The sequence below is a fragment of the Archangium violaceum genome (genome assembly GCF_016887565.1).
Lineage (GTDB): Bacteria > Myxococcota > Myxococcia > Myxococcales > Myxococcaceae > Archangium > Archangium violaceum_B.
In genome coordinates, this window is sequence record NZ_CP069396.1 from 9,675,845 (window position 1) to 9,697,369 (window position 21,525).

The 21,525-nt window shown below is 69.6% G+C and carries 16 protein-coding genes, 5 tRNA genes and 1 other RNA gene; 16 read left to right on the plus strand and 6 right to left on the minus strand.

From position 1 onward, the window contains the following. Positions 1-10 precede the first annotated feature (10 nt). Complete coding sequence (locus JRI60_RS38560; RefSeq protein ID WP_204229269.1) at positions 11-727, minus strand: glycosyltransferase family 2 protein; 717 nt, start codon at positions 725-727, stop codon at positions 11-13. Positions 728-797: 70 nt separating this feature from the next. Then, entirely contained in the window at positions 798-2,111 is a 1,314-nt protein-coding gene (locus JRI60_RS38565; protein WP_204221027.1) for a protoporphyrinogen/coproporphyrinogen oxidase, read from the minus strand. Between the two features lie 216 nt (positions 2,112-2,327). On the opposite strand from JRI60_RS38565, the gene JRI60_RS38570 reads away from it, so the two are divergent. From JRI60_RS38570 to ffs, 9 genes are all read left to right on the plus strand, one after another. Beyond that, positions 2,328-6,413 carry a tetratricopeptide repeat protein gene (locus JRI60_RS38570; protein ID WP_204221028.1) on the plus strand — a complete coding sequence of 1,362 codons (4,086 nt, stop codon included), beginning with the start codon at positions 2,328-2,330 and terminating at the stop codon, positions 6,411-6,413. Positions 6,414-6,504: 91 nt separating this feature from the next. Continuing rightward, a complete protein-coding gene (serS, locus tag JRI60_RS38575) occupies positions 6,505-7,785 on the plus strand; it encodes a serine--tRNA ligase (RefSeq protein ID WP_204221029.1) in 1,281 nt (426 codons plus the stop codon). Positions 7,786-7,903: 118 nt separating this feature from the next. Beyond that, positions 7,904-7,990 (plus strand) — tRNA-Ser (locus JRI60_RS38580). Positions 7,991-8,033: 43 nt separating this feature from the next. Beyond that, positions 8,034-8,123: transfer RNA gene (locus JRI60_RS38585), tRNA-Ser, on the plus strand. Between the two features lie 80 nt (positions 8,124-8,203). Beyond that, a tRNA-Arg gene (locus tag JRI60_RS38590) sits at positions 8,204-8,280 on the plus strand. Between the two features lie 24 nt (positions 8,281-8,304). After that, positions 8,305-8,772 (plus strand): tRNA adenosine(34) deaminase TadA, encoded by a 468-nt coding sequence (gene tadA / locus JRI60_RS38595; protein WP_204221030.1) that lies wholly within the window; start codon positions 8,305-8,307, stop codon positions 8,770-8,772. A 5-nt stretch (positions 8,773-8,777) separates the two neighbouring features. Further along, positions 8,778-8,864 (plus strand) — tRNA-Ser (locus tag JRI60_RS38600). Positions 8,865-8,877: 13 nt separating this feature from the next. Beyond that, positions 8,878-8,964, plus strand: a tRNA-Ser gene (locus JRI60_RS38605). A 23-nt stretch (positions 8,965-8,987) separates the two neighbouring features. Next, an RNA gene (gene ffs / locus JRI60_RS38610) (signal recognition particle sRNA small type) lies at positions 8,988-9,080 on the plus strand. 54 nt (positions 9,081-9,134) lie between these two features. Here the strand turns inward: ffs and JRI60_RS38615 are convergent. Further along, positions 9,135-10,580: a mannosyltransferase gene (locus JRI60_RS38615; RefSeq protein ID WP_204221031.1), complete on the minus strand. Its 1,446-nt coding sequence runs from the start codon at positions 10,578-10,580 to the stop codon at positions 9,135-9,137. A 231-nt stretch (positions 10,581-10,811) separates the two neighbouring features. On the opposite strand from JRI60_RS38615, the gene dnaX reads away from it, so the two are divergent. From dnaX to recR, 4 genes are all read left to right on the plus strand, one after another. Continuing rightward, a complete protein-coding gene (dnaX, locus tag JRI60_RS38620; protein ID WP_204221032.1) occupies positions 10,812-12,026 on the plus strand; it encodes a DNA polymerase III subunit gamma/tau in 1,215 nt (404 codons plus the stop codon). Positions 12,027-12,189: 163 nt separating this feature from the next. After that, positions 12,190-13,005, plus strand: a complete 816-nt coding sequence (locus tag JRI60_RS38625) for a DNA polymerase III subunit gamma/tau (RefSeq protein WP_239469969.1) — start codon at positions 12,190-12,192, stop codon at positions 13,003-13,005. 88 nt (positions 13,006-13,093) lie between these two features. Continuing rightward, positions 13,094-13,411, plus strand: a complete 318-nt coding sequence (locus JRI60_RS38630) for a YbaB/EbfC family nucleoid-associated protein (protein WP_043399057.1) — start codon at positions 13,094-13,096, stop codon at positions 13,409-13,411. A 6-nt stretch (positions 13,412-13,417) separates the two neighbouring features. Next, positions 13,418-14,011: a recombination mediator RecR gene (gene recR / locus JRI60_RS38635; protein ID WP_204221033.1), complete on the plus strand. Its 594-nt coding sequence runs from the start codon at positions 13,418-13,420 to the stop codon at positions 14,009-14,011. 9 nt (positions 14,012-14,020) lie between these two features. Here recR and JRI60_RS38640 read toward each other — a convergent pair whose 3' ends face one another. Genes JRI60_RS38640 through JRI60_RS38650 form a run of 3 tightly spaced genes read right to left on the minus strand, consistent with a single transcriptional unit; the run spans position 14,021 to position 19,239 of the window. Beyond that, positions 14,021-15,808, minus strand: coding sequence for a protein kinase domain-containing protein (locus tag JRI60_RS38640; RefSeq protein ID WP_204221034.1), 1,788 nt, complete (start codon positions 15,806-15,808; stop codon positions 14,021-14,023). Positions 15,809-15,817: 9 nt separating this feature from the next. Then, positions 15,818-17,785 (minus strand): FecR family protein, encoded by a 1,968-nt coding sequence (locus JRI60_RS38645; RefSeq protein WP_239470944.1) that lies wholly within the window; start codon positions 17,783-17,785, stop codon positions 15,818-15,820. Continuing rightward, complete coding sequence (locus JRI60_RS38650; RefSeq protein ID WP_239469971.1) at positions 17,782-19,239, minus strand: MSCRAMM family protein; 1,458 nt, start codon at positions 19,237-19,239, stop codon at positions 17,782-17,784. The genes JRI60_RS38645 and JRI60_RS38650 overlap by 4 nt, the downstream gene beginning before the upstream one ends. 374 nt (positions 19,240-19,613) lie before the next feature. Between JRI60_RS38650 and mglB the strand changes: the two genes are divergently transcribed. The 3 genes from mglB to JRI60_RS38665 are packed head-to-tail and all read left to right on the plus strand — an operon-like array spanning position 19,614 to position 21,517. Next, entirely contained in the window at positions 19,614-20,093 is a 480-nt protein-coding gene (mglB, locus tag JRI60_RS38655; RefSeq protein WP_204221035.1) for a gliding-motility regulator GTPase-activating protein MglB, read from the plus strand. Positions 20,094-20,104: 11 nt separating this feature from the next. Beyond that, positions 20,105-20,692: a gliding-motility regulator Ras-like GTPase MglA gene (gene mglA, locus JRI60_RS38660; protein WP_204221036.1), complete on the plus strand. Its 588-nt coding sequence runs from the start codon at positions 20,105-20,107 to the stop codon at positions 20,690-20,692. Positions 20,693-20,737: 45 nt separating this feature from the next. After that, positions 20,738-21,517 carry a dihydrolipoamide acetyltransferase gene (locus JRI60_RS38665; RefSeq protein ID WP_239469973.1) on the plus strand — a complete coding sequence of 260 codons (780 nt, stop codon included), beginning with the start codon at positions 20,738-20,740 and terminating at the stop codon, positions 21,515-21,517. The last annotated feature ends 8 nt before the right edge of the window (positions 21,518-21,525 follow it).

The following is a 21,525-nucleotide window of genomic DNA, read 5'->3' on the forward strand; positions in this document are numbered from 1 at the left end:
CCTCGCCTCCTCAGGTGCCGCGAATGCGGATGACGTAGAACAGCTTGCCCACGTTCTTCAGCACGTTGGGCACGCGCTTGAAGAGGTGGATGGAGGGCTGGCGCTTCTCGTGGAGTTGGATGGGGATCTCCACCACCCGCAGCCCCTCGCGCCAGGCACGGATGACGAACTCGCTGGCGAACACGTCCATGTCCACCAGGCACTTGGCCACCACCGGTAGCAGCGCCTCGCGCCGGAAGGCCTTCAGCCCGTGCGTGTCCGTGCCCTGGAAACCCAGCGCCACCCGCAGCAATCCGTTGTGCACCCGCGTGGCCACGCGCCGCACCAGGGGCCTCTGGTCACTCGCGCCCTTGGCGGCCTTCGAGCCCACCACCATGTCCACCCCGCCCTTCTCCAGCAGCGGCAGCGCGGAGTCGTAGAAGCTCAGGTCGCACAGGTCGATCTCATCGCAGAAGACGAACGCGCCCCGCGCCTTCTCGATGCCGGCCTTCAACGCCGTGCCGTAGTTGGGCCGCTCCGAGTGGAACCAGCGCAGGCGCGGGCTCTTCGCGCACATCTCCTCGAGAATCCGGGGCGTGGCGTCACGTGAGCCGTTCTCCGCGAAGATGACCTCGTAGTCCCACCCCCGCGCGTCGAGCCCCTGGGTGAGCTCCGCCGCGGCGGACGCGATGATGGAGGCCTCGTTGTAGACGGGGATGACGATGGACAGGTACGGGGACGCGGCCATGGGCAACTGCGTCGCGTAGCACGCCCCCGGGGTCCCGTCGACGATCAAACACCCGCTCCACCCCCCTCCGTCAGCCGTTCAACCGGCGCGCGCAGGCCCTCCCGGCGAGGATGGCGTCCTCCATGGACGAGTACTCCCACTGTCCGTAGCGCCCCGCGGGGAGGATGCCCGCGTGCTCCAGGAACTCGAGGATCCGCGTCTTCGCCGGCCCGTACGCGTCATCATAGAGGACGTACGCGTGGGGAATCTCCCGCGCCCGGGTGAAGAGGATGTCCTCCGCCGAGTGCACCATCTGCGAGCCCACCAGGTCCTCCACCGCGTACCGCTCCGCCTGGGCCATGGAGAGCTCGCCGTGGTGGCTGTACTCCACGGAGAAGGTGGCGGTGTCCGGAGGCGCCAGCGGCGCGTACACCGCGGACGGCGCGCCGATGCGGTACGACTTGAACTCGGGCTCGGGCAGGTAGATCCAATGCCACGGCTGGCGGTTCTTGCCCCGGGCGGCCACGCACACGTACGTCACCGTGGTGGCGCGCAGGCGGCCGGCGGCGGCCAGCACCTCGTCGGGCACGCCCGAGCCTCCCTTCGCCACCAGCCGCACCAGCCCTGGCAACGAGATGGAGGAGATGAGCTGCGAGTAGCCGAGCGTGCGCCCGTCCGACAACGTGACGCGCCGGGCCTTCCAGTCGATGGCGGTGGGCTCCGTGTTGACACTCAGCTCCCCGCCCCGCAGACCGGCGAGCATGGCCCGGGCGAGGCTCTCGATGCCGCCCTCGCGCGGATAGAGGAAGGAGGCGTTGTAGCCCAGCGCATCACTCCCCACGCCCAGCGCCCCATCCACCACTTCCTTCAGCGTGGGCCGGGGGACGAAGCGCCCCACCCAGGCGGCGGACAGCTCGGACGGGTCCACCGTCCAGAGCTTCTTGTTGTAGGGGATCATGAAGTTCTTCGCGAACCCCTCCCCCATGTAGCGCAGGATGAACTCGGTGAAGTTGCGAGGCTCGCGCTCGCGCAGCTCCCGGCCCTTCTCCCCGTAGATGGCCTCCACGTAGCCGATGAGGTTCTCCGCCACCACCTCGGCCGGCAGCCCGTGCGTGTTCACCTGGTACGGAAAGCGCGTGAACACGCCCCGCGAGAAGATGGCCGCCTTGCGCTGGATGGTGACCAGCTGGCCCGGGAGCCAGCGAGTGTTCACCAGTTCCTTGATCTCCGGGTCTCTCAGGTGCAACCAGTGCCCGGTGGGGTCGAAGTAGCACCCATCGAGGACCTCGGTCTTGATGAGACCGCCGACACGCTCGGACTTCTCGATGAGACGCCAGGGGCGCTGGAGGAAGTGGGCGGCGGACAGACCCGCGAGGCCCGCGCCGAGGATGACGATGGGTTCCATGCCGTCCCCGGGTCTACCACCTTCGCCGCCACGTGGGGCAACGGAGGTGCGGCCACCGTCCACAGGCACGCGCTCCCCTGGCCGCCCGCCCTGCCGCCAGGGCGGTGTCCGATGCGGGTGTCTCGTTCTTTGCCGCCTGGAAAATCCCTCTGATAACCTTCGCCGGTCGCGGGAGTGCGGCCGCTCGCGTCCGATGGCCCCCGCTGAAGGAAACCCATGAAAGTCTCCTGCCCGTCTTGCCAGACGAACTACAACATCGATGACAAGCGGATCCCCCCGGGCGGCGCGAAGCTCAAGTGCGCACGGTGCCAGCAAACCTTCCCCATCAAGCCCGGCGAGGCGGTGAGCGCCCCCGCGCCCGCGGCCGTCCCGCTGCCGGGTCCCAGCGCGCCCGCCGCGGATCCGTACGCGGCCTACGATGACTTCCAGCGGCCCCCGGAGACCGAGACCACGCGAGTCGTCTCCATGCCCCTGCCCAGCGCGGCCTTCCGCGACGCGGCGCCTACCGTGGCCGTCCCGCTGCCGGGCCCCAGCGCGCCCTCCTCCGGCTACGCTCCGGACCTGGCGTACAACGTCAGCGCGACCACGGCGCCCTCGAGCGAGGCCATCCCCCTGCCGGGTGTGAGCGACCCGTACGCGGGCGGCATGCCGGCGGACTCCAACGGTGACGCGGGCGGCTTCGACTACGGCGCGGATCCGTACGCCTCCGCTCCCCAGGCGGACGCCATCGCCCTTCCTCCTCCGGCCTCCTCGGATCCGTACGCTTCCGCGGACCCGTACGCCTCCGCGGATCCCTATGCCTCGGCGGACCCGTACGCCTCCGCGGACCCGTACGCCAACGCGCCCCAGGGCTCGGACGCCATCGCCCTGCCGCCTCCGCCCTCCTCTGGCGAGCCGTACCCGTACGCCGACGTGCCCTCCGCTGACGGTTATGACGCGGCCGACCCATTCGCCGCGTCTCCGCGGAACACGTCCGAGGTGGACACCTTCGGACTGCCGCCCGAGCAGGCCGAGGATCCGTACGCCGCCGCCGTGCCCGTGGCCGAGGAGGACCCGTTCGCCCTGCCTCCTCCTCCCGCCGCGCCCGAGGAGGACCCGTTCGCCCTGCCCCCTCCTCCCTCCGCGTACGCCGCCGCGCCCGAGGAGGACCCGTTCGCCCTGCCTCCTCCGCAGGCCGACGTGACGAACCTCGACTTCTCGGAGGCGCCACCGGCCGCCCCCTCCACCGTGGACGTCGGCCTCGACTTCTCGGAGCCTCCGCCCGCGGCGCCGCCCAATCCCGCCTCCGACTTCGGGGACGTGGACTTCGGCGCGCCCATGGGGGCCACGCCCTCCATCCCCGACGCGCTCGAGTTCGATCCCTCCGCGCCCAACATCCCCGGGGGTGACGACCTGGAGGCCGATCTCTCCGCGCCGCTGCCGCCCCCGCCCGGTCCGGGCACGGCCGACGGCCTGGAGATGCTCAGCTTCATCGACGACGCCGCCAAGGACAGCGGGGCCAACAAGGCCGCCGCCAGGGGCAACGCGCGCCGCTTCCACGTGCGCCGCCGCTCGGGCAAGGTCTTCGGCCCCTTCGAGGAGGGCGTCATCGTCAAGATGCTCGAGGACGGCCAGCTCCTCGGCAACGAGGACGTCTCCACCGACTCCGAGTCCTGGACACCCATCGGCACGGTGGCCACCTTCGCCACCGCCATCCAGAAGCTGATGGAGGGGCCGGGCACTCCGCCCGCGCCCGCCGCGGCGCCCGCGATGCCCGCCGCCGAGCCGGGCTCGAAGGCCAACGTGTCCGCCGCCTCCGCCGCCAACATGGAGCGGGTGCAGCAGCTCTACGGTGGCCGCATGGCCTCCGTGTCCGTGGTGGACAGCACCTCACGCGCCGAGATCATCCTCGGGAAGCTCAAGAAGCGCCTGCCGCTGGTCATCGGCGCCGCCGCGGCGGTGACGGTGCTCGGCGTGGGCCTGGGCTTCGGCGCCACGCGCTACGGCGTCTTCGGGATGAAGAAGTTCTTCCCCGCCCAGGTGAAGCCCGGCTCCTCGGATCACGCGGACGTGCAGGCCGCGCAGAAGGCGCTGCTCCAGGACACCTACCAGAGCTACAAGCAGGCCTACTCCCTGAGCGCGAAGGTGCTGGCCGGCAGCGAGTACCCCGAGGTGCGTGCCCTCTGGTGCCAGTCCGTCTTCTACCTCCAGCGCCGCTACTCGGCCTCCGAGGCCGCCGAGCTGCTGCGCTGCCGCTCCGAGGAGGAGGCCGGGAGCCTCGAGCTGCTGGGCGAGAAGAACGTCGAGTACGTCAAGTACATCGCCGGCCGCGCCCTCACCTCGCGCGAGCCGGACAAGGCCATCCAGCACCTGCGCGACGCCCTGAGCCGCGACACGAACAAGGGTGACAACGAGCTGTCCTTCCTGCTCGCCGAGGCCTACGCCGCCAAGAAGGAGCGCGACACGGCCATCTCCACGCTCACCCAGGTGCTGGGCAGGACCCCCGACTCGGCCAAGGCCCACCACGCCCTGGGCAACCTCTACCAGGCCTCCAACAAGGCGGACGAGGCCGCCAAGGCCTACGAGGCCGCGCTCAAGGCGGACGCCTCCCACATCATCTCCTCGGTGGAGCTGGCCGCGGTGGAGCTGCTGCTGCGCAAGGACGCGCAGAAGGGCCTCGAGGCCGCCGAGCGCGCCCTGGACGAGAAGGCCCAGCCGCAGATGGGCCCGGCGGAGCTGGCCCGCGCCCGCACGCTCAAGGGCATCGCCCTCTTCCAGCTCTTCAAGCTCAAGGAGGCCGAGCAGGAGCTGCGCGCGTCGCTGGAGAAGGACCCCGACTCCTTCATGATCAAGGGCTACCTGGCGCGCGTGCTGCGTGCCCAGCGCCAGTTCACCGAGGTCCTCCCCTTCTACGAGGCGCTGCTCAAGGCCGAGCCGGAGAACATCGAGTACGCGGACGGGTACATCACCACCCTGGTGACGCTCGGCAAGATGCAGGACGCGCAGAAGGCGGTGGAGCAGACCAGCAAGCGCTTCCCGGGCAACGCCCGCATCGAGTACCTCTACGGCCGCATCGACGAGGCGCGCGACAGCAACACCTCCGCCGAGGAGCACTACAAGCGCGCCATCAAGGCCGACGCCGAGCTCGTGGACGCCTACGTGTACCTCGGGCGGCTCCACCTGCGCCTGCGCCGCAACCCCCAGGCGCGCGAGCAGTTCGAGCTGGCGGCCGCCAAGGCGCCCGAGCACGCCGGCGTGCGCACCGGTCTGGGTGAGCTGGCGCTCGCCGAGGGCAACCTCCCCCTGGCCCAGGAGGAGTTCGATCGCGCCGTCACGCTCGATCCCAACCTGGCCGACGCCCACCTGGGCCAGTCCCGCCTGGCGCTGCTCGCCGGAGACCTGGAGAAGGCCCGCAAGGAGGTCGACACCGCCCTGGAGCTGGACTCGCACACGCTCAAGGACGGCCGCCTGCAGCGCGGCACCGTGATGTGGCGCCAGGGCCAGCTGGACGAGGCCATCGCCGAGCTGGAGCAGGCCAAGAAGGAGGAGCCGCGCTCGGTGGCCATCCCCATGACCCTGGGGGCGGTGCAGTTCGCCAAGGGCAACCTCAAGGATGCCGAGGCCAACCTGCTCCTGGCCCTCAAGGGAGAGCCCTCCCACCCCGAGACCAACTACTACATGGCCCAGGTCAAGGCGAAGGCGGGCGAGTACACCCAGGCGCTCGAGAACATGAAGACCGCCGTGGATCGCGCCCCCGCCCCCAAGCGCGCCGAGTACCGCTTCGTCTACGGCACCCTCTTCCGGGACGCCAAGCAGCCGCTGGACGCCATCGACCAGTGGAAGCAGGCCGTGGAGCTCGACCCGAAGATGGCCAATGCCCACGAGGCCATCGGACAGGCCCACCTGGAGCGCAACGAGTTCGACCCGGCCATCGCCGCCTTCCAGGCGGCGCTCAAGGTGGACCCCAAGCTCACCCGGGTGTACGCCTCCATCGGCGACGCGCACTTCAACGCCACGCGCTGGCGGGAGGCCACGCGCGCCTACGAGCAGGCCCTCAAGGCGGACCCGAGCCTCACCAGCGTCTACTACAAGCTGGGCCGCGCCTGGAGCGAGCAGAACCAGTACTCCAAGGCCATCGAGTGGCTCTCGAAGGCCACCGCCGCCGCTCCGGACAACGGCGACGCCTGGCATGACCTGGGCTACGCCTACAAGGAGAAGGGCAAGAGGAAGGAGGCCGTCAAGGCCTTCCAGGAGTACCTGACGCGCAAGCCCGAGGCCGAGAACCGCAAGGAAATCGAGGACGAGATCAGCTTCCTCGAGTAGTCACTCGGCCCCACCCGGGCGTCCGTTTCCGGGCGCCCGGGTGCGACATGCCTTGCCCGGCCCGCGCGGGGTGACTAGAACCCGCCCCGCCATGCTGGATCTCAAGAACGTCGCGCAGAACTTCGATGCGGTGGTCGCCCGGTTGCAGTCCCGGGGCGGCAGCCTGGACCTCGGCCCCTTCAAGAACCTCGTGTCGGAGCGGCGAGACCTCTACGTGGCGATGGAGTCGCTCGCCGCGCGCCGCAACTCCGCCAACGAGGAGATGAAGCGCAAGGCCAAGGAGGACCCCGCCGCGCTCGACGCGCTGCGCGGGGAGATGCGCACCGTCTCCCAGTCCATCAAGGAGAAGGAGGCGCGCCTCAAGGAGGTGGAGGAGGAGCTCAGCCGCATCCTGCTCCTCATCCCCAACGTCCCCCACGAGTCGGTGCCCGTGGGCGCCAGCGCCGACGACAACGTCCAGGTGCGCACCTGGGGCGAGAAGCCCAACCTGCCCTTCACGCCCAAGCAGCACTTCGAGCTCGGCGAGAAGCTGGGGATGCTGGACTTCGAGCGGGCCGCCAAGGTGTCCGGCTCCCGGTTCGCCTTCTACAAGGGAGCGCTCGCCCGGCTGGAGCGGGCCCTGGTGACCTTCATGATCGACGTGCACACCTCCAAGGGGTACGTCGAGATGCTGCCCCCCTACCTCGTGCTGCGCGAGACGATGATGGGCACCGGCCAGCTGCCCAAGTTCGAGGAGGACGCCTTCAAGACGGTGGGTGAGCCCGAGCGCTTCCTCATCCCCACCTCCGAGGTGCCCGTCACCAACTACCACTCGGATGAGATCCTCGACGGTGACACCCTGCCGGTGAAGTACTGCGCCTTCAGCCCGTGCTTCCGCGCCGAGGCGGGCTCGGCGGGCCGGGACACCCGCGGCCTCATCCGCCAGCACCAGTTCCACAAGGTGGAGATGGTGAAGTTCGCCACGCCGGAGACGAGCCTGGACGAGCTGGAGAAGATGACGGACGACGCCTGCGACATCCTCCGGCGCCTGGGGCTGCACCACCGGGTGATGCTGCTGTGCACCGGGGACATGGGCTTCCAGTCCCGGAAGACATACGACATCGAGGTCTGGCTGCCCGGCCAGGGGGCGTTCCGGGAGATTTCCTCCTGCTCGGACTGCGGCGACTTCCAGGCGCGCCGGGCGAAGATCCGCTACCGGGCCCAGAAGGGGGACAAGCCCCAGCTCCTCCACACGCTCAATGGAAGTGGCCTGGCCGTGGGGCGGACGACCATCGCCATCCTGGAGAACTACCAGCGCGAGGACGGAAGCGTGGTCATCCCGGAGGTGTTGGTGCCGTACATGGGGGGCATCAAGGAACTGCGTCCCCTGTAGTCATCCTCCCGCTGTCAGATGTCAGATTCCGGGGCCCCACAACGTTGTTGCAATGGGCCCCGGATGATGTAGAAGGGCGGCCCACGCAGTTCGGTGGCCCGCGCGGCTCCAAGCAGCTGGAGGAGTGGCCGAGCGGCTGAAGGCAGCGGTCTTGAAAACCGCAGGTGGCGAAAGCCTCCCGTAGGTTCGAATCCTACCTCCTCCGTTTTTGTTCTTGCTGTACGCGGTTCTTTGACAGTACTGGCAGTGGAGAGATGGCCGAGAGGCTGAAGGCACAGGTTTGCTAAACCTGCATACTCGAAAGGGTATCGAGGGTTCGAATCCCTCTCTCTCCGCCACTCATCTTGGTTGTGGTAGCGCGAAAGTGGTTGTGGTACAGAGTTCGCGGTTGTGGTAGAGCGGTAGAAGGAAACGGCAAGCTCCCTTAGCTCAGCTGGATAGAGCGTCGGACTACGAATCCGAAGGCCGGAGGTTCGAATCCTCCAGGGAGCGCCAACCTTTCCCCTCTCCACCTTTCCCATGAGTCTGGACGAAGCTTTCATGCAGCAGGCCCTCGTGCTCGCGCGGGAAGCTGCTGGACTCGGGGAAGTTCCCGTCGGTGCCGTGGCCGTACACGATGGCAAGGTCATCGGAGTCGGCTTCAATCGTCGGGAGATCGACCGGAACCCCCTGGCTCACGCCGAAATCTTCGCGCTGGACGCAGCGGCCAAGGCGCTGGGAGCGTGGCGGCTCACGGGTGTCACCCTGTACGTGACGCTGGAGCCGTGCGCGATGTGCGCCGGAGCCCTGGTCCAGTCCCGTGTGACGCGTCTGGTGTTCGGAACCTCGGATCCGAAAGCAGGCGCCGTCGGGTCGCTCTACAACCTGGCCGAGGAGCCCCGGCACAACCACCGGCTCCAGGTCATGAGTGGAGTGTTGGCGGACGAGTGCCGCCTCGTTTTGAAGGAATTCTTCGAGCGCCTGCGCGAGAAGAAACGCGAAAAGTGAATATTGGAGAGCTGGCCGAGTGGTCGAAGGCACCTGACTCGAAATCAGGCATACCGGGAACGGTATCGTAGGTTCGAATCCTACGCTCTCCGCAGAGTGTCTCATGGAGAGGTGGCCGAGCGGTTGAAGGCGCACGCCTGGAACGCGTGTATATCTGAAAGGGTATCGTGGGTTCGAATCCCACCCTCTCCGTACGTGTTGTAGATTTTGAAGAGCTTGTGGTCGGGACAACGTGGGGACGTGAACCCCGCCAGGTCCGGAAGGAAGCAACGGTAGCGCACCTCCGCGTGTGTCCCGGCCGTTCTTGTGAAGGAGCCGGGTCTTCTGAAAGGAAGACCCGGCTCCTTCTTTTTTTTGCCCGCTCAGTCGCGAGCGAGCACCGTCTCCCGGCCCACCTGCTCCACCACCCGGAAGCCGGCCGCCTGGAGCTCGGCCACGGCCCGGCCCTCGAAGGTGACGGCGCGGTTGATGCGCCTGTCCCTCATGGCCCCCTGGAAGTTCGCATCCGAGGGGTGGTCGCAGGTGCCCCAGGGGATGTTCTTGCCGATGTAGAAGAAGCCCCCGGAGCCCCACAGGCCCTCGTTGACGATGAGCAGTCCGCGGGCGCCGTCGTCCCGGGTCGCCGAGACGATGGCGCGGAACTGGTCTCCGCGCAGGTCCATCGGCGGGTAGAAGTGCGCGGGCACCAGCGAGGCGAGCAGGGCCACCGCTCCCAGTCCCCACCGCGCGCGGGCCTCCGCCTGCCGCAGGACGAAAGCCGCCAGGGATGGGGCGGCGGCCAACACGACGAGCACCAGCCCCGGGTAGAGGAAGCGCTCCTCCTTGTGGGCGGTGGCGATGATGGCGACGAGGTACACCGCCGCGCAGAAGAGCGGGAGCGACATGGCGAGCCGCTGGCGGAGCGCGAGCAGCCCCAGGGGAGCCACGGCCCACACCCAGACGGGCAGTCCCGTGAGGAAGGGGTGCAGGTAGAAACCCGGAGGTGAGGCGCCGAACTGCCTCGCCGCCTGCCCGGAGAGGACGTTGAAGTCCACGTAGGCGAAGAAGGAGTGGAAGGGCTTGCCCCAGGTCGCCCAGTCGAGCGCGCCCAGGCCCAGCGCGACGCCCAGTCCCGCGAGGCAGGTGAAGGCGAGCACCCGCCAGCGCCGCGCCATAACCAGCCAGACGAGCGCCGTCAGCACCATCACCGCCGAGCCGTAGCGCGCCACCACGGCGAGCCCCAGTGCCAGCCCGCCCACCAGGCCCGCTCGCACCGGACGCTCCTCACGGTCGAGCGCCTCCATGGCCACCACCAGGAAGGCGGTGGAGAGGGACTCGCCCAGCGTCCGGCCCGCGAAGACGAGCACCGGCCCGTAGAGTCCCACCGCCAGGAGAGAGAAGAGGCCTCCCACGTGGCCGGCCCGGCGCTCGGCGAAGCGGTACACGGCCCACGCCATCCACCCGTGCAGGGCAGCCTGGGGCACGGCGAGCAGCGCCCGGTACGCCACGGGGTGTGTGAGTCCCAACACGTCCGCCAGCCGCAGCAGCCACGCGGCCAGTCCGGGCGCGGCCCAGTTGCGCAGGCCCACCCTCCATTCCCAGGCCAGCACTCCGTACCCGTGCGCGCGGTACCAGGCCGGCTCGAGCAGCTGGTACACCTCGTCCGGGTGGATGCGCCCGAGCTGTGCCACCGCGATGACCGCGGGCAGCGCCCCCACCGCGCCCAGCAGCAGCACGAGCGGCCACCTCTGGCGCACCTCGGCGGAAGGCGCATCCGGGGTGGGGACGACGGAGGGCGGAGGAGCGGTGACGGGCGCGGGAGCGGTCATCGGAGTGGGCTCGCGACTCTCCCCGCCCTCCACTGGAAGCGCAAGCCATGGGGCGTTCGTCCGCCCGCCCTGGGCTCGGCCGGTGTGCACCACGAGCGCATCGGACGCGGAGTGAAGCACCCGACTCCGTGCGTCCCATTCCTGGACGCCCGGAGATGACCCGAAAAGTAGAGCGACGGTGCATGGAAATCGTGCGCCCGGGTGTTCTCCGTGTTTAGATTGCCGCCCCCCATGAGCTACCTCGTCCTCGCCCGTAAATGGCGCCCGCAGACCTTCGACGACATGACTGGCCAGGAGCACGTGGTCAAGACGGTCGCCAACGCCATCAAGATGAACCGGGTGGCGCACGCCTACCTGTTCTGCGGCCCGCGAGGCGTGGGCAAGACGACCGCCGCCCGCCTGCTCGCCAAGGCGCTCAACTGCGAGAAGGGCCCCACCCCCGAGCCCTGCGGCAAGTGCCAGGCCTGCACGGAGATCGCCGCCGGTACCTCCGTGGACGTGGCGGAGATCGACGGTGCCTCCAACAACGGCGTGGAGAACGTCCGGGAGATCCGCGAGAACGCCAAGTACCTGCCGCAGCGCGACAGGCACAAGATCTACATCATCGACGAGGTCCACATGCTCTCGGGAGCCGCGTTCAACGCGCTCCTGAAGACGCTGGAGGAGCCGCCCGGGCACGTGAAGTTCATCTTCGCGACCACCGAGGCGCACAAGCTCCCGGACACCATCCTCTCGCGCTGCCAGCGCCACAACTTCCGGCGCATCTCCGCCAAGGTGATGCTCGATCGGCTCAAGTACATCTGCGAGCAGGAGAAGGTGGCCATCTCGGAGCGGGCGCTCTCCATGGTGGTGCGCCAGTCCGAGGGCGGCATGCGCGATGCGCTCAGCCTGCTCGATCAGATCTTCTCCGCCTGTGGCCCCGAGCCCAAGGACGAGGATGTCGCCGACGCGCTGGGCGCCATCGACCGCACGGTGGTGCAGGACTTCGCCGAGGCCCTGGTGCGCAAGGACGCGAAGCGCGTGCTGGAGCGCGTGGAGGAGGTCTTCAACCGCGGCACCGATCTCAAGCGGCTGACCGAGGAGCTCGCGCTGCAGTTGCGTCACCTCTTCGTGGCCAAGACGCTGGGCGAGGCCCCTCCCGAGCTCGCCGAGTCCGAGCGCACCGCGCTCACCACGTTGGCCAAGGACGCGGACCCGGCGCAGATCTCCCGGCTCTTCGACATCGTCCACGGCTGCGTGTGGGAGGTGTCGCGCGCGCCACAGCCCCGGCTCGCGCTGGAGATGGCGCTGCTCAAGGCCATCCAGCTCTCGCCCGTCGGCTCCATCCCGGAGCTCATCGCCCGGGTGGACCGCCTCGCCTCGGGGCTCGGGCCCGATGACGCTCGCAAAGCGGCTGCCGGAGCGCCCGGAGGTCGCTCCGGTCCCGCCAACTTTCGCGCCCACTGAGCGTCCGCCAGAGCCGCCCCGCCCCGCCCCCACGACTCGCGCGCCCGAGCCCGCCGTGCCCCCCACGGCGGCCGCGGCCCCGTCGCGCCCGTGGGAAGCCTCTCGCGTCCCGTCTCCCGGTGGCCCCCAGCCCACGCCCGTCCGCGCCCAGGCTCCCGCCAGCATGGAGCCACCGCGGCCTGTCTCCGCCCAGGCCCCTCGCCCGTTGGACGCGGCCCGGGCCCCCACACCCGTGCCCTCGCAGCCCGTGGTGCGCGTGACGAACGTGCGTCCGCCGCCGTCGGCGCCCGCCCCGCGGCAGGAGGAGGACGAGCGGCTCTTCGCCGAGGAGGGCCCGGCCGATGGTTGTGCCTCGGGCGAGTGCCTGCCCGACGCGCCGCCCGTCCCTCTCGCCGAGCCGGAACCGGAGGTCGAGTCCGTCCGGCCCTTCGACGTCCACCACGCCTCGGGCACCGCGGCCCCCATGGCCGCCTCGGGTCGCGACAACCCCCGGCGTCCCCTCCAGGACCGGTGGCGCGCGGCGGTGGACACCGTGCGCAACGCCTCCGGCCGGCACGCCAAGTCACTCGCGTGCGGCCGCCTGCTGTGGATTCGAGAGGGCGAGGTGGCGATCGGCTACACGCCCAAGGACGGCTTCCACAAGACCACGGTCGCCGGCAACGGACGCGCCACGGTCGAGAAGGCCCTGTCCGAGCACTTCGGCCGCCCCACGAAGCTCGTGGTGCAGGACGTCTCCGAGGCCGACAAGGTCGCTGGCCCCGATGCGGGCACGGGCGCGGGCCTCATCAGCATCGCCGAGCAGGACGCCCAGGAGCGCACCGCCTACGAGAAGAGCACCGAGGGCCGTGTCCGCGGTCACCCCGCCCTCCGGGCCGCGCTCAAGTTCCTGGGGGGAGAGATCGAACACATCCAGGTGTACGACCAGCCCGTGCGCCCGGTCTCCGCACCGACGAGCGACACTCCCGACGACAGCGCCTGACAACGGACGCGTACGACGCTAGGGTGCGCCCTTCGACTTCATGCCGAGCGGTCCCCGATGCCCGCTCGCACGCCATACGAGGAAGCTCATGCCCGGCATCGACCTGAACTATTTCATCCGTCAGGCCAACAAGCTCACGGAGAAGATCGAGCAGCGCAAGAAGGAGCTGGCCGAAGAGACCGTCGAGGCCAAGGCCGGTGACGGCCGCGTCACCGTGGTCGCCAACTGCGTCCAGGAGATCAAGAGCATCAAGATCGACAAGTCGCTCGTGGACCCCAACGACCTGGGCATGCTCGAGGACCTCGTCACCGCCGGCGTCAACGCCGCCCTGGCGAGCAGCCGTGAGAAGATGCAGCGCGAGCTCGGCAAGATCTCCGGCGGCGTGAAGATCCCCGGCATTACTTGATACCGGATGACTCCCGACCCTCTCAACCGCCTGGTCGCCCAGCTCGCGAAGCTTCCCGGTATCGGGGAGAAGACCGCGCAGCGGCTGGCGTTCCACATCCTCCGCGCTCCGGGTGAGTACGCCCAGGAGCTGTCGCATGCCATCCGCGAGGTGAAGGAGAAGGTGCACCTGTGTGCCCGGTGCTTCTCCCTCACCGACTCGGAGCTGTGCGGCTTCTGCCGGGACAACAAGCGCGACGAGCGCGTCCTGTGCGTGGTGGAGACGTTCGCGGACCTGATGGCACTGGAGCGCACCCGCGAGTTCAAGGGCCGCTACCACGTGCTGCACGGTGTGCTCTCGCCATTGGACGGCGTGGGCCCCGAGCAGCTGCGCATCAAGGAGCTCCTGACGCGGCTCGGAGACGGGCACGTCGAGGAGATCATCCTCGCCACCAACCCGGACGTGGAGGGCGAGGCCACCGCGCTCTACCTCACCCGGATGCTCAAGCCGATGGGCATCCGTGTGAGCCGCATCGCCCAGGGTCTGCCCATGGGTGGAGATCTCGAGTACGCCGACCAGGCCACGCTGGCCAAGGCGCTCAGCGCCCGGCGCGAGCTGTGAGGCCCCCGGCTACCGCGTGACGCGGTAGCCGACGGGCAGCACCACCGTCACTTCCTTGTCCCGGTGCGCCGGGAAGCGCAGGCGCTCCATCTGCGTCTCCAGGCACCTGCCCACGGGCTGTGTCGCCAGCGCCCCCTGGGTGGTCGCGTTCGCCTTGCCCGACGAGTAGATGGTGAAGCGCACCTGCACATCGCCCTCGGTGGCGGGCAGGTCGCGTTTGTACTTCTCGAAGCACGTCATGAGGCGCGCCCGGTTGCGCGACACCACGCGTTGGATGTCCGCGACCTCCAGCGACACGCGCGTCTTCGGCGAGCGCGTGGACGTCTTCCCCTTCACCTGGGGTGAGGGCTCGACCTCGTCCGAGGGCTGTGTCCCAACGGCCTCTGGCTGGGGGACCGCCTGGGAGGGAGGCTGGAGCTGGGCGGCCGGGACCGCGGCGGCCCCTGGCGCGGGAGCCGGTGTCGTGGGGCTCGGCGGAGGCTCGGGAGTCGTCGAGGGCGGCGGAGCGGACTGGAGCACCGAGGCCGGAGGCGGCTGCGCCACCGGGGCGGACGGAGCATTGCCGACATTGCGCCCCACCACGAAGGCCACACCCGCCAGCAGCAGACCGCCCGCCACGGCCGCGATGAGCAGTCCCCGCCGGCGCGGAGCCTCCACCGTGCGAATGCCAGTCCCGGACGGAGTGGGAACGACGCTCGGCCGCGCCTCCGTGTACGCGTTGGGCGACTCCATGGGGCGCACGAACGAGCTCTCCGCGGGTGCCACCGCCGGTATGGGGTGCCCGGCCTGCCCCAGCGTCGCGAGCGTGGGGATGCGCGTCTTCTCCGTGTAGCGCTGCTCGCCGAAGCTGCCGCGCAGGTACGCGGCGAGGTGGGCACTGGTCGGCGCCTGGGACTCCAGCGACAGGAGTCCCTCCAGGTCGTCCGCGAGCTCCGCGGCGGTGGCGTAGCGCTGCGCGCGGTCATACGCCATCGCCTTGAGCACCACCGCCTCCAGCGCCGGAGACAGGTCGGGCCGCAGCGCGCTGGGCGGCTGGAAGTCACCCGACAGCAGGGCGTTGAGCACCGCCAGATCATTGTCCCGGGCGAAGGGCCGCACGTGGGTGAGCGACTCGTAGAGACAGACGCCCAGGGAGAAGACGTCCGCGCGGCGATCCACCTCCTCGCCCCGGGCCTGCTCCGGCGCCATGTAGACGTACTTGCCCTTCACCACGCCGGTGCGCGTGTGCGCCAGGCGCGACTCGGCCTTGGCGATGCCGAAGTCCAGCACCTTCACCTGGCCCTCGTACGTCACGTACAGGTTGGAGGGCGAGATGTCGCGGTGGACGATGTTCAGCGGCCGGCCCGACTCGTCGGTGAAGTCGTGCGCGTAGTGCAGGCCGCGCGCCGCGTCCGCGAGCACGCGCAGCACCAGCGGCACCGGCACGTACTCGCCCCGGAAGCTCGCCGTGCGCACCGTGGTGGAGAAGTCCTCCCCCGGCAGGTACTCCATGCAGATGAAGTAGCAACCCTCGGTGAAGCCCAGCTCGTGGATCTGCACCACGTTGGGGTGCACCAGCTTCGCCGCCAGCCGGGCCTCGTCGCGGAACATCTCCACGAAGTCCGGCAGGCCCGACAGGTGCGCCAGCATCCGCTTGATGACGACATTGCGCTCGAAGCCGTCCGCCCCGAGCCGCTTGGCGAGGAAGATCTCCGCCATGCCGCCCTCGGCCAGCTTGCGCACCAGCACGTACTGGCCATAGGGCCGGAGCGCTTCGGCGTTCCCTGCAGGTTCCGTCCGGGCGCGAGGGGTCGTCATCTCAGGGCCTCACTTCAGCGTGCGCACCGTATATACGTCCGGTGCACCAGGGCGAGACATCTTGAATACGACGACGGGAGGCTGTCCCGCCGACGCCACCCAGGTATCGAACCGGTGTTTCGAGTCGAGTGCCAGGGGCTTGCCGTTCACGGAGAGGCGTGCATCCACGGGGGCCACCCCGATCACGCGGACACGAGCTCCCGCGCGCTGCCCCTCTCGGGGCGCGCTGACGACGAGCGTTGGCACGGAATTGTCGAAGACAAGTTCCAGCTTGTTCATCCTCCCGCCACGCAACGGTTGCCCCTTGGGCCCCAGCGGGGTGATGGACCAGAGGAAGCTGCCCTCCTTCAGGAGACCCGCCTCGAGCGGCACGTGCGACGAGGCGGCGGAGCGCTCCGCCACGGGCTGCCCGAGGGCGCCGCTCCGGTACACCGCGACCTTGTAGGAGGCCGCGCCCGTCTCCGCCTGGCAGGTGAAGGTGATGGCCGGGGGCTTGTCCTGGAAGAAGATGGTCGTCTTCTCCGGCCCCTCGGGTACCCGGTTGCGCAGCCGATCCAGCTGGCCCTTGGGCGAGCGCTCCGGCCCGAAGGACGCATGGCCATGGGTCAGCTCCGAGCCGTCCGGCCGCCGCACCCTCCAGTACAGCGAGCCCTTCGCGGGGGCCTTCACGTTGACGAAGCCGCGGCGGGCCACACCCGACAGCACCGGCCGCTTGAAGTCGGAATCCGAGGCCACCTCCACCCGCACCTCGCCCTCCTCGTCCCACGTGAGGGCCACCTCGGACAGGCGCCGGTGGAACACCTGCTGGCCCTCGAGCGAGGCCAGCGCGACCGGCGCCCGCGCCAGCGACTCGACGCGCGCGGCGGCCTCTCCCGCCACGGTGGCGCGCTCGCCCGCGCGCAGGGGCGCCCGGGCCTCGCCGCGCACCAGCGTCACGTCACCCGCTCGCGAGTCCACGGTGAAGCCGTCCCCGGTGCGCCGCACGTCGAGCCGGGCGGCCCCGTTGCTCTCCAGCAGGAGCCCCGGAAACACCACGCGGCTGACATGGCCCGGAGCCAGCGTCAGTCCCAGCTCGCCCCCGAGCAGATCCAACCGCGCCTCGTCCGTCATCCCGGAGCGGGCCACGCCCTCCACCACCAGCTCGCCGCCCTGCCCCAGCGCGAGCGTGGACTCCGAGCCCTCCAGGTTCAGCAGCGCCGTGCCCTGGCGCGCGCGCACGCTGTCGCCGGCCCCGAGCGCCTCGCCCTTCCGGTCCACCGCGCGCCACCGGGCACTGCCCTTCTGGCGCCACTCCGCGCGGCCCGTCCCGGCGTGCACCGTCACCTGCACGGGCGCCAGCTCCAGCACCCGCGTCGTCACGCCCTCGGCCTTCACCGAGACTTCCTGCCCCTGAGTAGCCCGCACCGTCTGCCCGTTCTTCGCCACCACCTCCACGGAGCCCAGGCGGACTTCCACGTGGCTCTCGTCCTGGCCCACGTCCAACCGCACCTCGCTCTCCTCCGCGCCCAGGCGGGTGAGACCGAAGGGCGTGAGCAGGGTGAGATGGACCCGCGGACCCGCCTTCCCTCCCGCCGCGACCGCCGGTACCCGCGACAGCACGATGCCGCGCGACACCATCACCACCACGCCGGTCGAGTCCTCGTCGAGGATGAAGCGCGCCTGAGCGCCCACCTCCACCGTGCGCCCGTCGGCGAAAAGCACCCTGGCGCTCGCGTCGGCGCCCGTTTCCAACGCGTCACCGCGCAGCAGCGGTCCCTGGGTCGCGGGCGACTGCTTCCCTCCGCGCTCGAGCCACACCTCGCCTGACATCGACGCGAGCCGCGCGAGTTCCGCCACGCCCGCGTCCTCCGCCGCCGTCGCGGGGGCTGGCGTCACCGGCGTGGGAGCGGGAGCGGGAGGCAACGGCTCCTCCTCCCCGCACGCGGTGGCGAGCAGCAGACACAGCGCGGACGCGAGGAGAAAGCGGAAGGAACTCACCGGGTCTTGGGGAAGAGATCGACGTTGAAGATGGCCTGCTCGCCGTCGCCCACGGTGACGACCTTCGTCTGGGACAGGTGGCCGGGAGCCGAGAAGACGAGACGATACCTACCTTGCTTGAGCTGGACCTGGAAAGTCCCCCTGGCGTCCGTGCGGCGGCGGAGCTTCGCCTCCGGAACGTAGAGCCAGGCCTGGAGTGGCTTTCCTCCACGGACGCTGCGCACCTGACCGGACAAGGTAGCGAGCGCTCCCTGGCGCGCATGGGTGAGTGACACGGACAGTCGCGACACGAGGCCGGCGGCGATGACCACGGCCTCCTGCCCGGTGCGGAAGTCCGGGGCCGACACCTTCACCTCCACGGGACCCGGGGCGAGCCCCTTCAGGAGGGCCAGCCCCATGTCGTTGGTGGTGACCTCGGTACCGCCCACGGTGACGAGCGCGCCCGGCAGGGGCGTCCCATTGCGCCCATCCACCACGAGCACCTCCAGGGAGCCCACGCGCGGCTCCTGAATCGCCCGCAGCACCAACTCCGAGCGCCCACCGGCCGTCACCGAGGTGCGCGCCTCCACGGGCAGATAGCCCTCCACGTCGACGCGAACGAGCACCTCGCCCGGCGGCAGCTCCACTCCCGTCAACCGCCCGTCCGCGCCGAGCACGCGCGGGGCCTGCTCCACGCCCCCCACCGTCAGCACCACGCTGGCCCCGGGCAGCGCCTTCCCCGAGTCCTCCTCCACCACCGCGAGGACGAGCTCCCCCAGTTCCGGCCGCGAGTCCCCACCGCCATGGGTGAGCTCGAACGCCAGTCCCGCGCGGCTGAGGACCTGCCATGACTCCAACCCGTCCGCCGTCGTCAGCCCGTCGCGCACGTACTGGTAGTCCAGCACCAGCGCCCCACCCCACTCGCCCCGCCGCAGCACCGGCACGATCAGCGCGCCACCGGCCGCGAAGCCCGTCGACGAAGCACCGAGGGCCACGGGCACCTCGCCACGCACCTCCGCGCGCAGGCGCCAGGGCAGCGGCACGAGGACGCGGGCTCCCACCAGCGCGGCATGGCGCGCCGAGGCCACGAGCCGCGCCCCTCCCTCGACACTGGAGAAGGTGGGCAGCTGCGCGAAGCCGTAGCCGGCGCTCACCTCGGCGCGCACCGGCCCCAGGGCGACACGCGCCGCCGGCCCCACCGAGGCCCGCAGCAACCCTCCCCCGGTGACGAGTTGCGTCTCCTTCGAGAGGCTGAGGCCCTCGCGCTGCACGCTGGCCCACGCCCCCCACCAGCCCCCGCCGAACACCGCGGCCCACAGCGCCACGTCATTGGGCGTCATGCCCCCATAGGACACCGCCGGCCCGGCCTCCTGGGCCCCCTCCCGGAAGGTCAACCCGTACCGAAGTCGGACCGTGGCGTGCTCCGCGGACGCTCCCTCGGCCCTGACGGTGATCGGCCCCCCGAGGGTGAGCACAAGTAGGAGAATGGAAAAAAAGGGGCGCGGAAGGAACGACACGGCCAGAGTATAGTGAAGACTCGACAGGTCCCCTCGAAACAGGAAGCGCCCGATTTTCCCCGACACACCTCCATGCACGACGCTCTCTCCGGCACGGCCCGGGCACCCCTACCCCAGGCGCTGGGCAGGCGGCCTCTGTGGGCATGTGCCTGCATGCCAGCCCCGGGAGCACGGGCTTCCACGGAAAGAGGTGGCTTCTTGCCGGGTTGAAAGGGCTTTGCTAAAGCTCCCCCGGTCGGGAGCGCCGCACCTAACCTCCGAAATTCATTCCGGAAACCTTCGGGGGCCGCGGGAGTCAAGGTCGAGCGAGACGCTTAGGAGCGTAAACGCCCATGGGCACGCAATTGGTGATGTATGAAGAGGAGTTCACCAAGATCAACGCAGTTTGCGACCGGCTGACCAAGGACGCGAACGCGAAGGTGGTGTTCCTCGTCGACAAGAACGGGCAGCTCATCTCCTCCGCGGGTCAGACGCAGAACATCGATACCACCTCGCTGGCGTCTCTGACGGCCGGTAACGTGGCGGCGATGGGCGGTCTGGCGAAGTTGATCGGAGAGAACGAGTTCCCCCATCAGTTCCACGAGGGGGCGAAGGACTCGCTCTACATGACCATCGTCGGGAGCCGGGTGGTGCTCGTTGTCATCTTCGACAACCGGACCAGCCTCGGCCTGGTGCGCCTGCGCATCAAGAAGGCCAGTGACGAGCTGACCAAGATCTTCGAAACTCTGGTGAAGAAGACTGACGGTCCCGGGGTCGGCTCGCCGTTCGCCGAGATTTCCGACGACGATATCGACAACCTCTTCAGCGAGTAACCCGGGAAGCCATGTCCTTCATCAACTACTCGTCTCGCGAAATCAACTGCAAGATCGTCTACTACGGTCCCGGGTTGTGCGGGAAGACGACGAACCTGCAGTACATCTACAACAAGACCGCCGCGGAGACGAAGGGCAAGCTCATCTCGCTCTCGACCGAGACGGACCGCACGCTCTTCTTCGACTTCCTCCCGCTGTCGCTGGGTGAGATCCGCGGCTTCAAGACGCGCTTCCACCTGTACACGGTGCCGGGACAGGTCTTCTACGACGCCAGCCGCAAGCTCATCCTCAAGGGGGTGGACGGCGTGGTGTTCGTGGCCGACAGCCAGGTCGAGCGCATGGAGGCCAACATGGAGTCGTTGGAGAACCTCCGCGTCAACCTCGCCGAGCAGGGCTACGATCTGAACAAGATCCCCTACGTCATCCAGTACAACAAGCGGGACCTGCCCAACGCGGTGACCGTCGAGGAGATGCGCAAGACGCTCAACCAGCGCAACATCCCCGAGTACCAGGCGGTGGCCCCCACGGGCGTGGGCGTGTTCGACACGCTCAAGGCCGTGGCCAAGCTGGTGCTGACGGAGCTGAAAAAGGGCGGCTAGAGACGTCTGGCGGTCTCACGGCCGCCAGCAGACGAGGTCGCTCCGGTGCGCTCCCCCTCCTCCATCTCCGTGCTGGCGCTCGCCAGCACGTTTCTGTGGGCCCCTGCGTTCGCGCAGACGGGCCCCGCGCCCGTTGGGGCTCCCGCTCCGGCGACATCCACGGCGGCGCCAGCCCCCTCGGCTCCGGAGAGCAACCCCGGGCAGACGGCGGACGAGGCCTTCACCACGCGGGTGAGGACGCTCGAGGAGCAGGTCGTCGACCTGAAGGAGAAGATCTTCCGCTCCAAGGCCCGCCTGCAGCTGCTGCAGGAGACGGTGCTGGGAGGAGATCTCACCACCGGCTCGAGCGCGGTGCTCTTCCACCGCAACGAGATGGGTGACTCGTTCGTGCTGGAGTCGGTGGCGTACGCGCTGGACGGCGCGCCCATCTTCACCCGCGCGGACGAGAACGGGAGCCTGTCCGGGCAGGAGGAGCTGGAGATCTTCAAGGGCCGCATCGTGCCCGGCCAGCATCAGGTCGCCGTGCGGCTCGTCTACCGGGGCCATGGCTTCGGGGTGTTCAGCTACCTGGAGGGCTACCGCTTCAAGGTGCAGTCCAGCTACACCTTCAACGCGGAGCCGGGGAAGGTGACCACCGTGCGCGTGGTGGGCTTCGAGCAGGGAGGGCTGACCACGGATCTGAAGGATCGGCCCGCGGTGCGCTACGACGTCGAGTCGGAGCGCGACACGAGCTCGCAGACCGCCCCGGCCTCGGACGCCGCGCCCGCCGCTGGAGCCCCACCACCGCCTCCGACCGCCACGGCCCCCGCCGAGACGAAGAAGTAGAGGGTCGG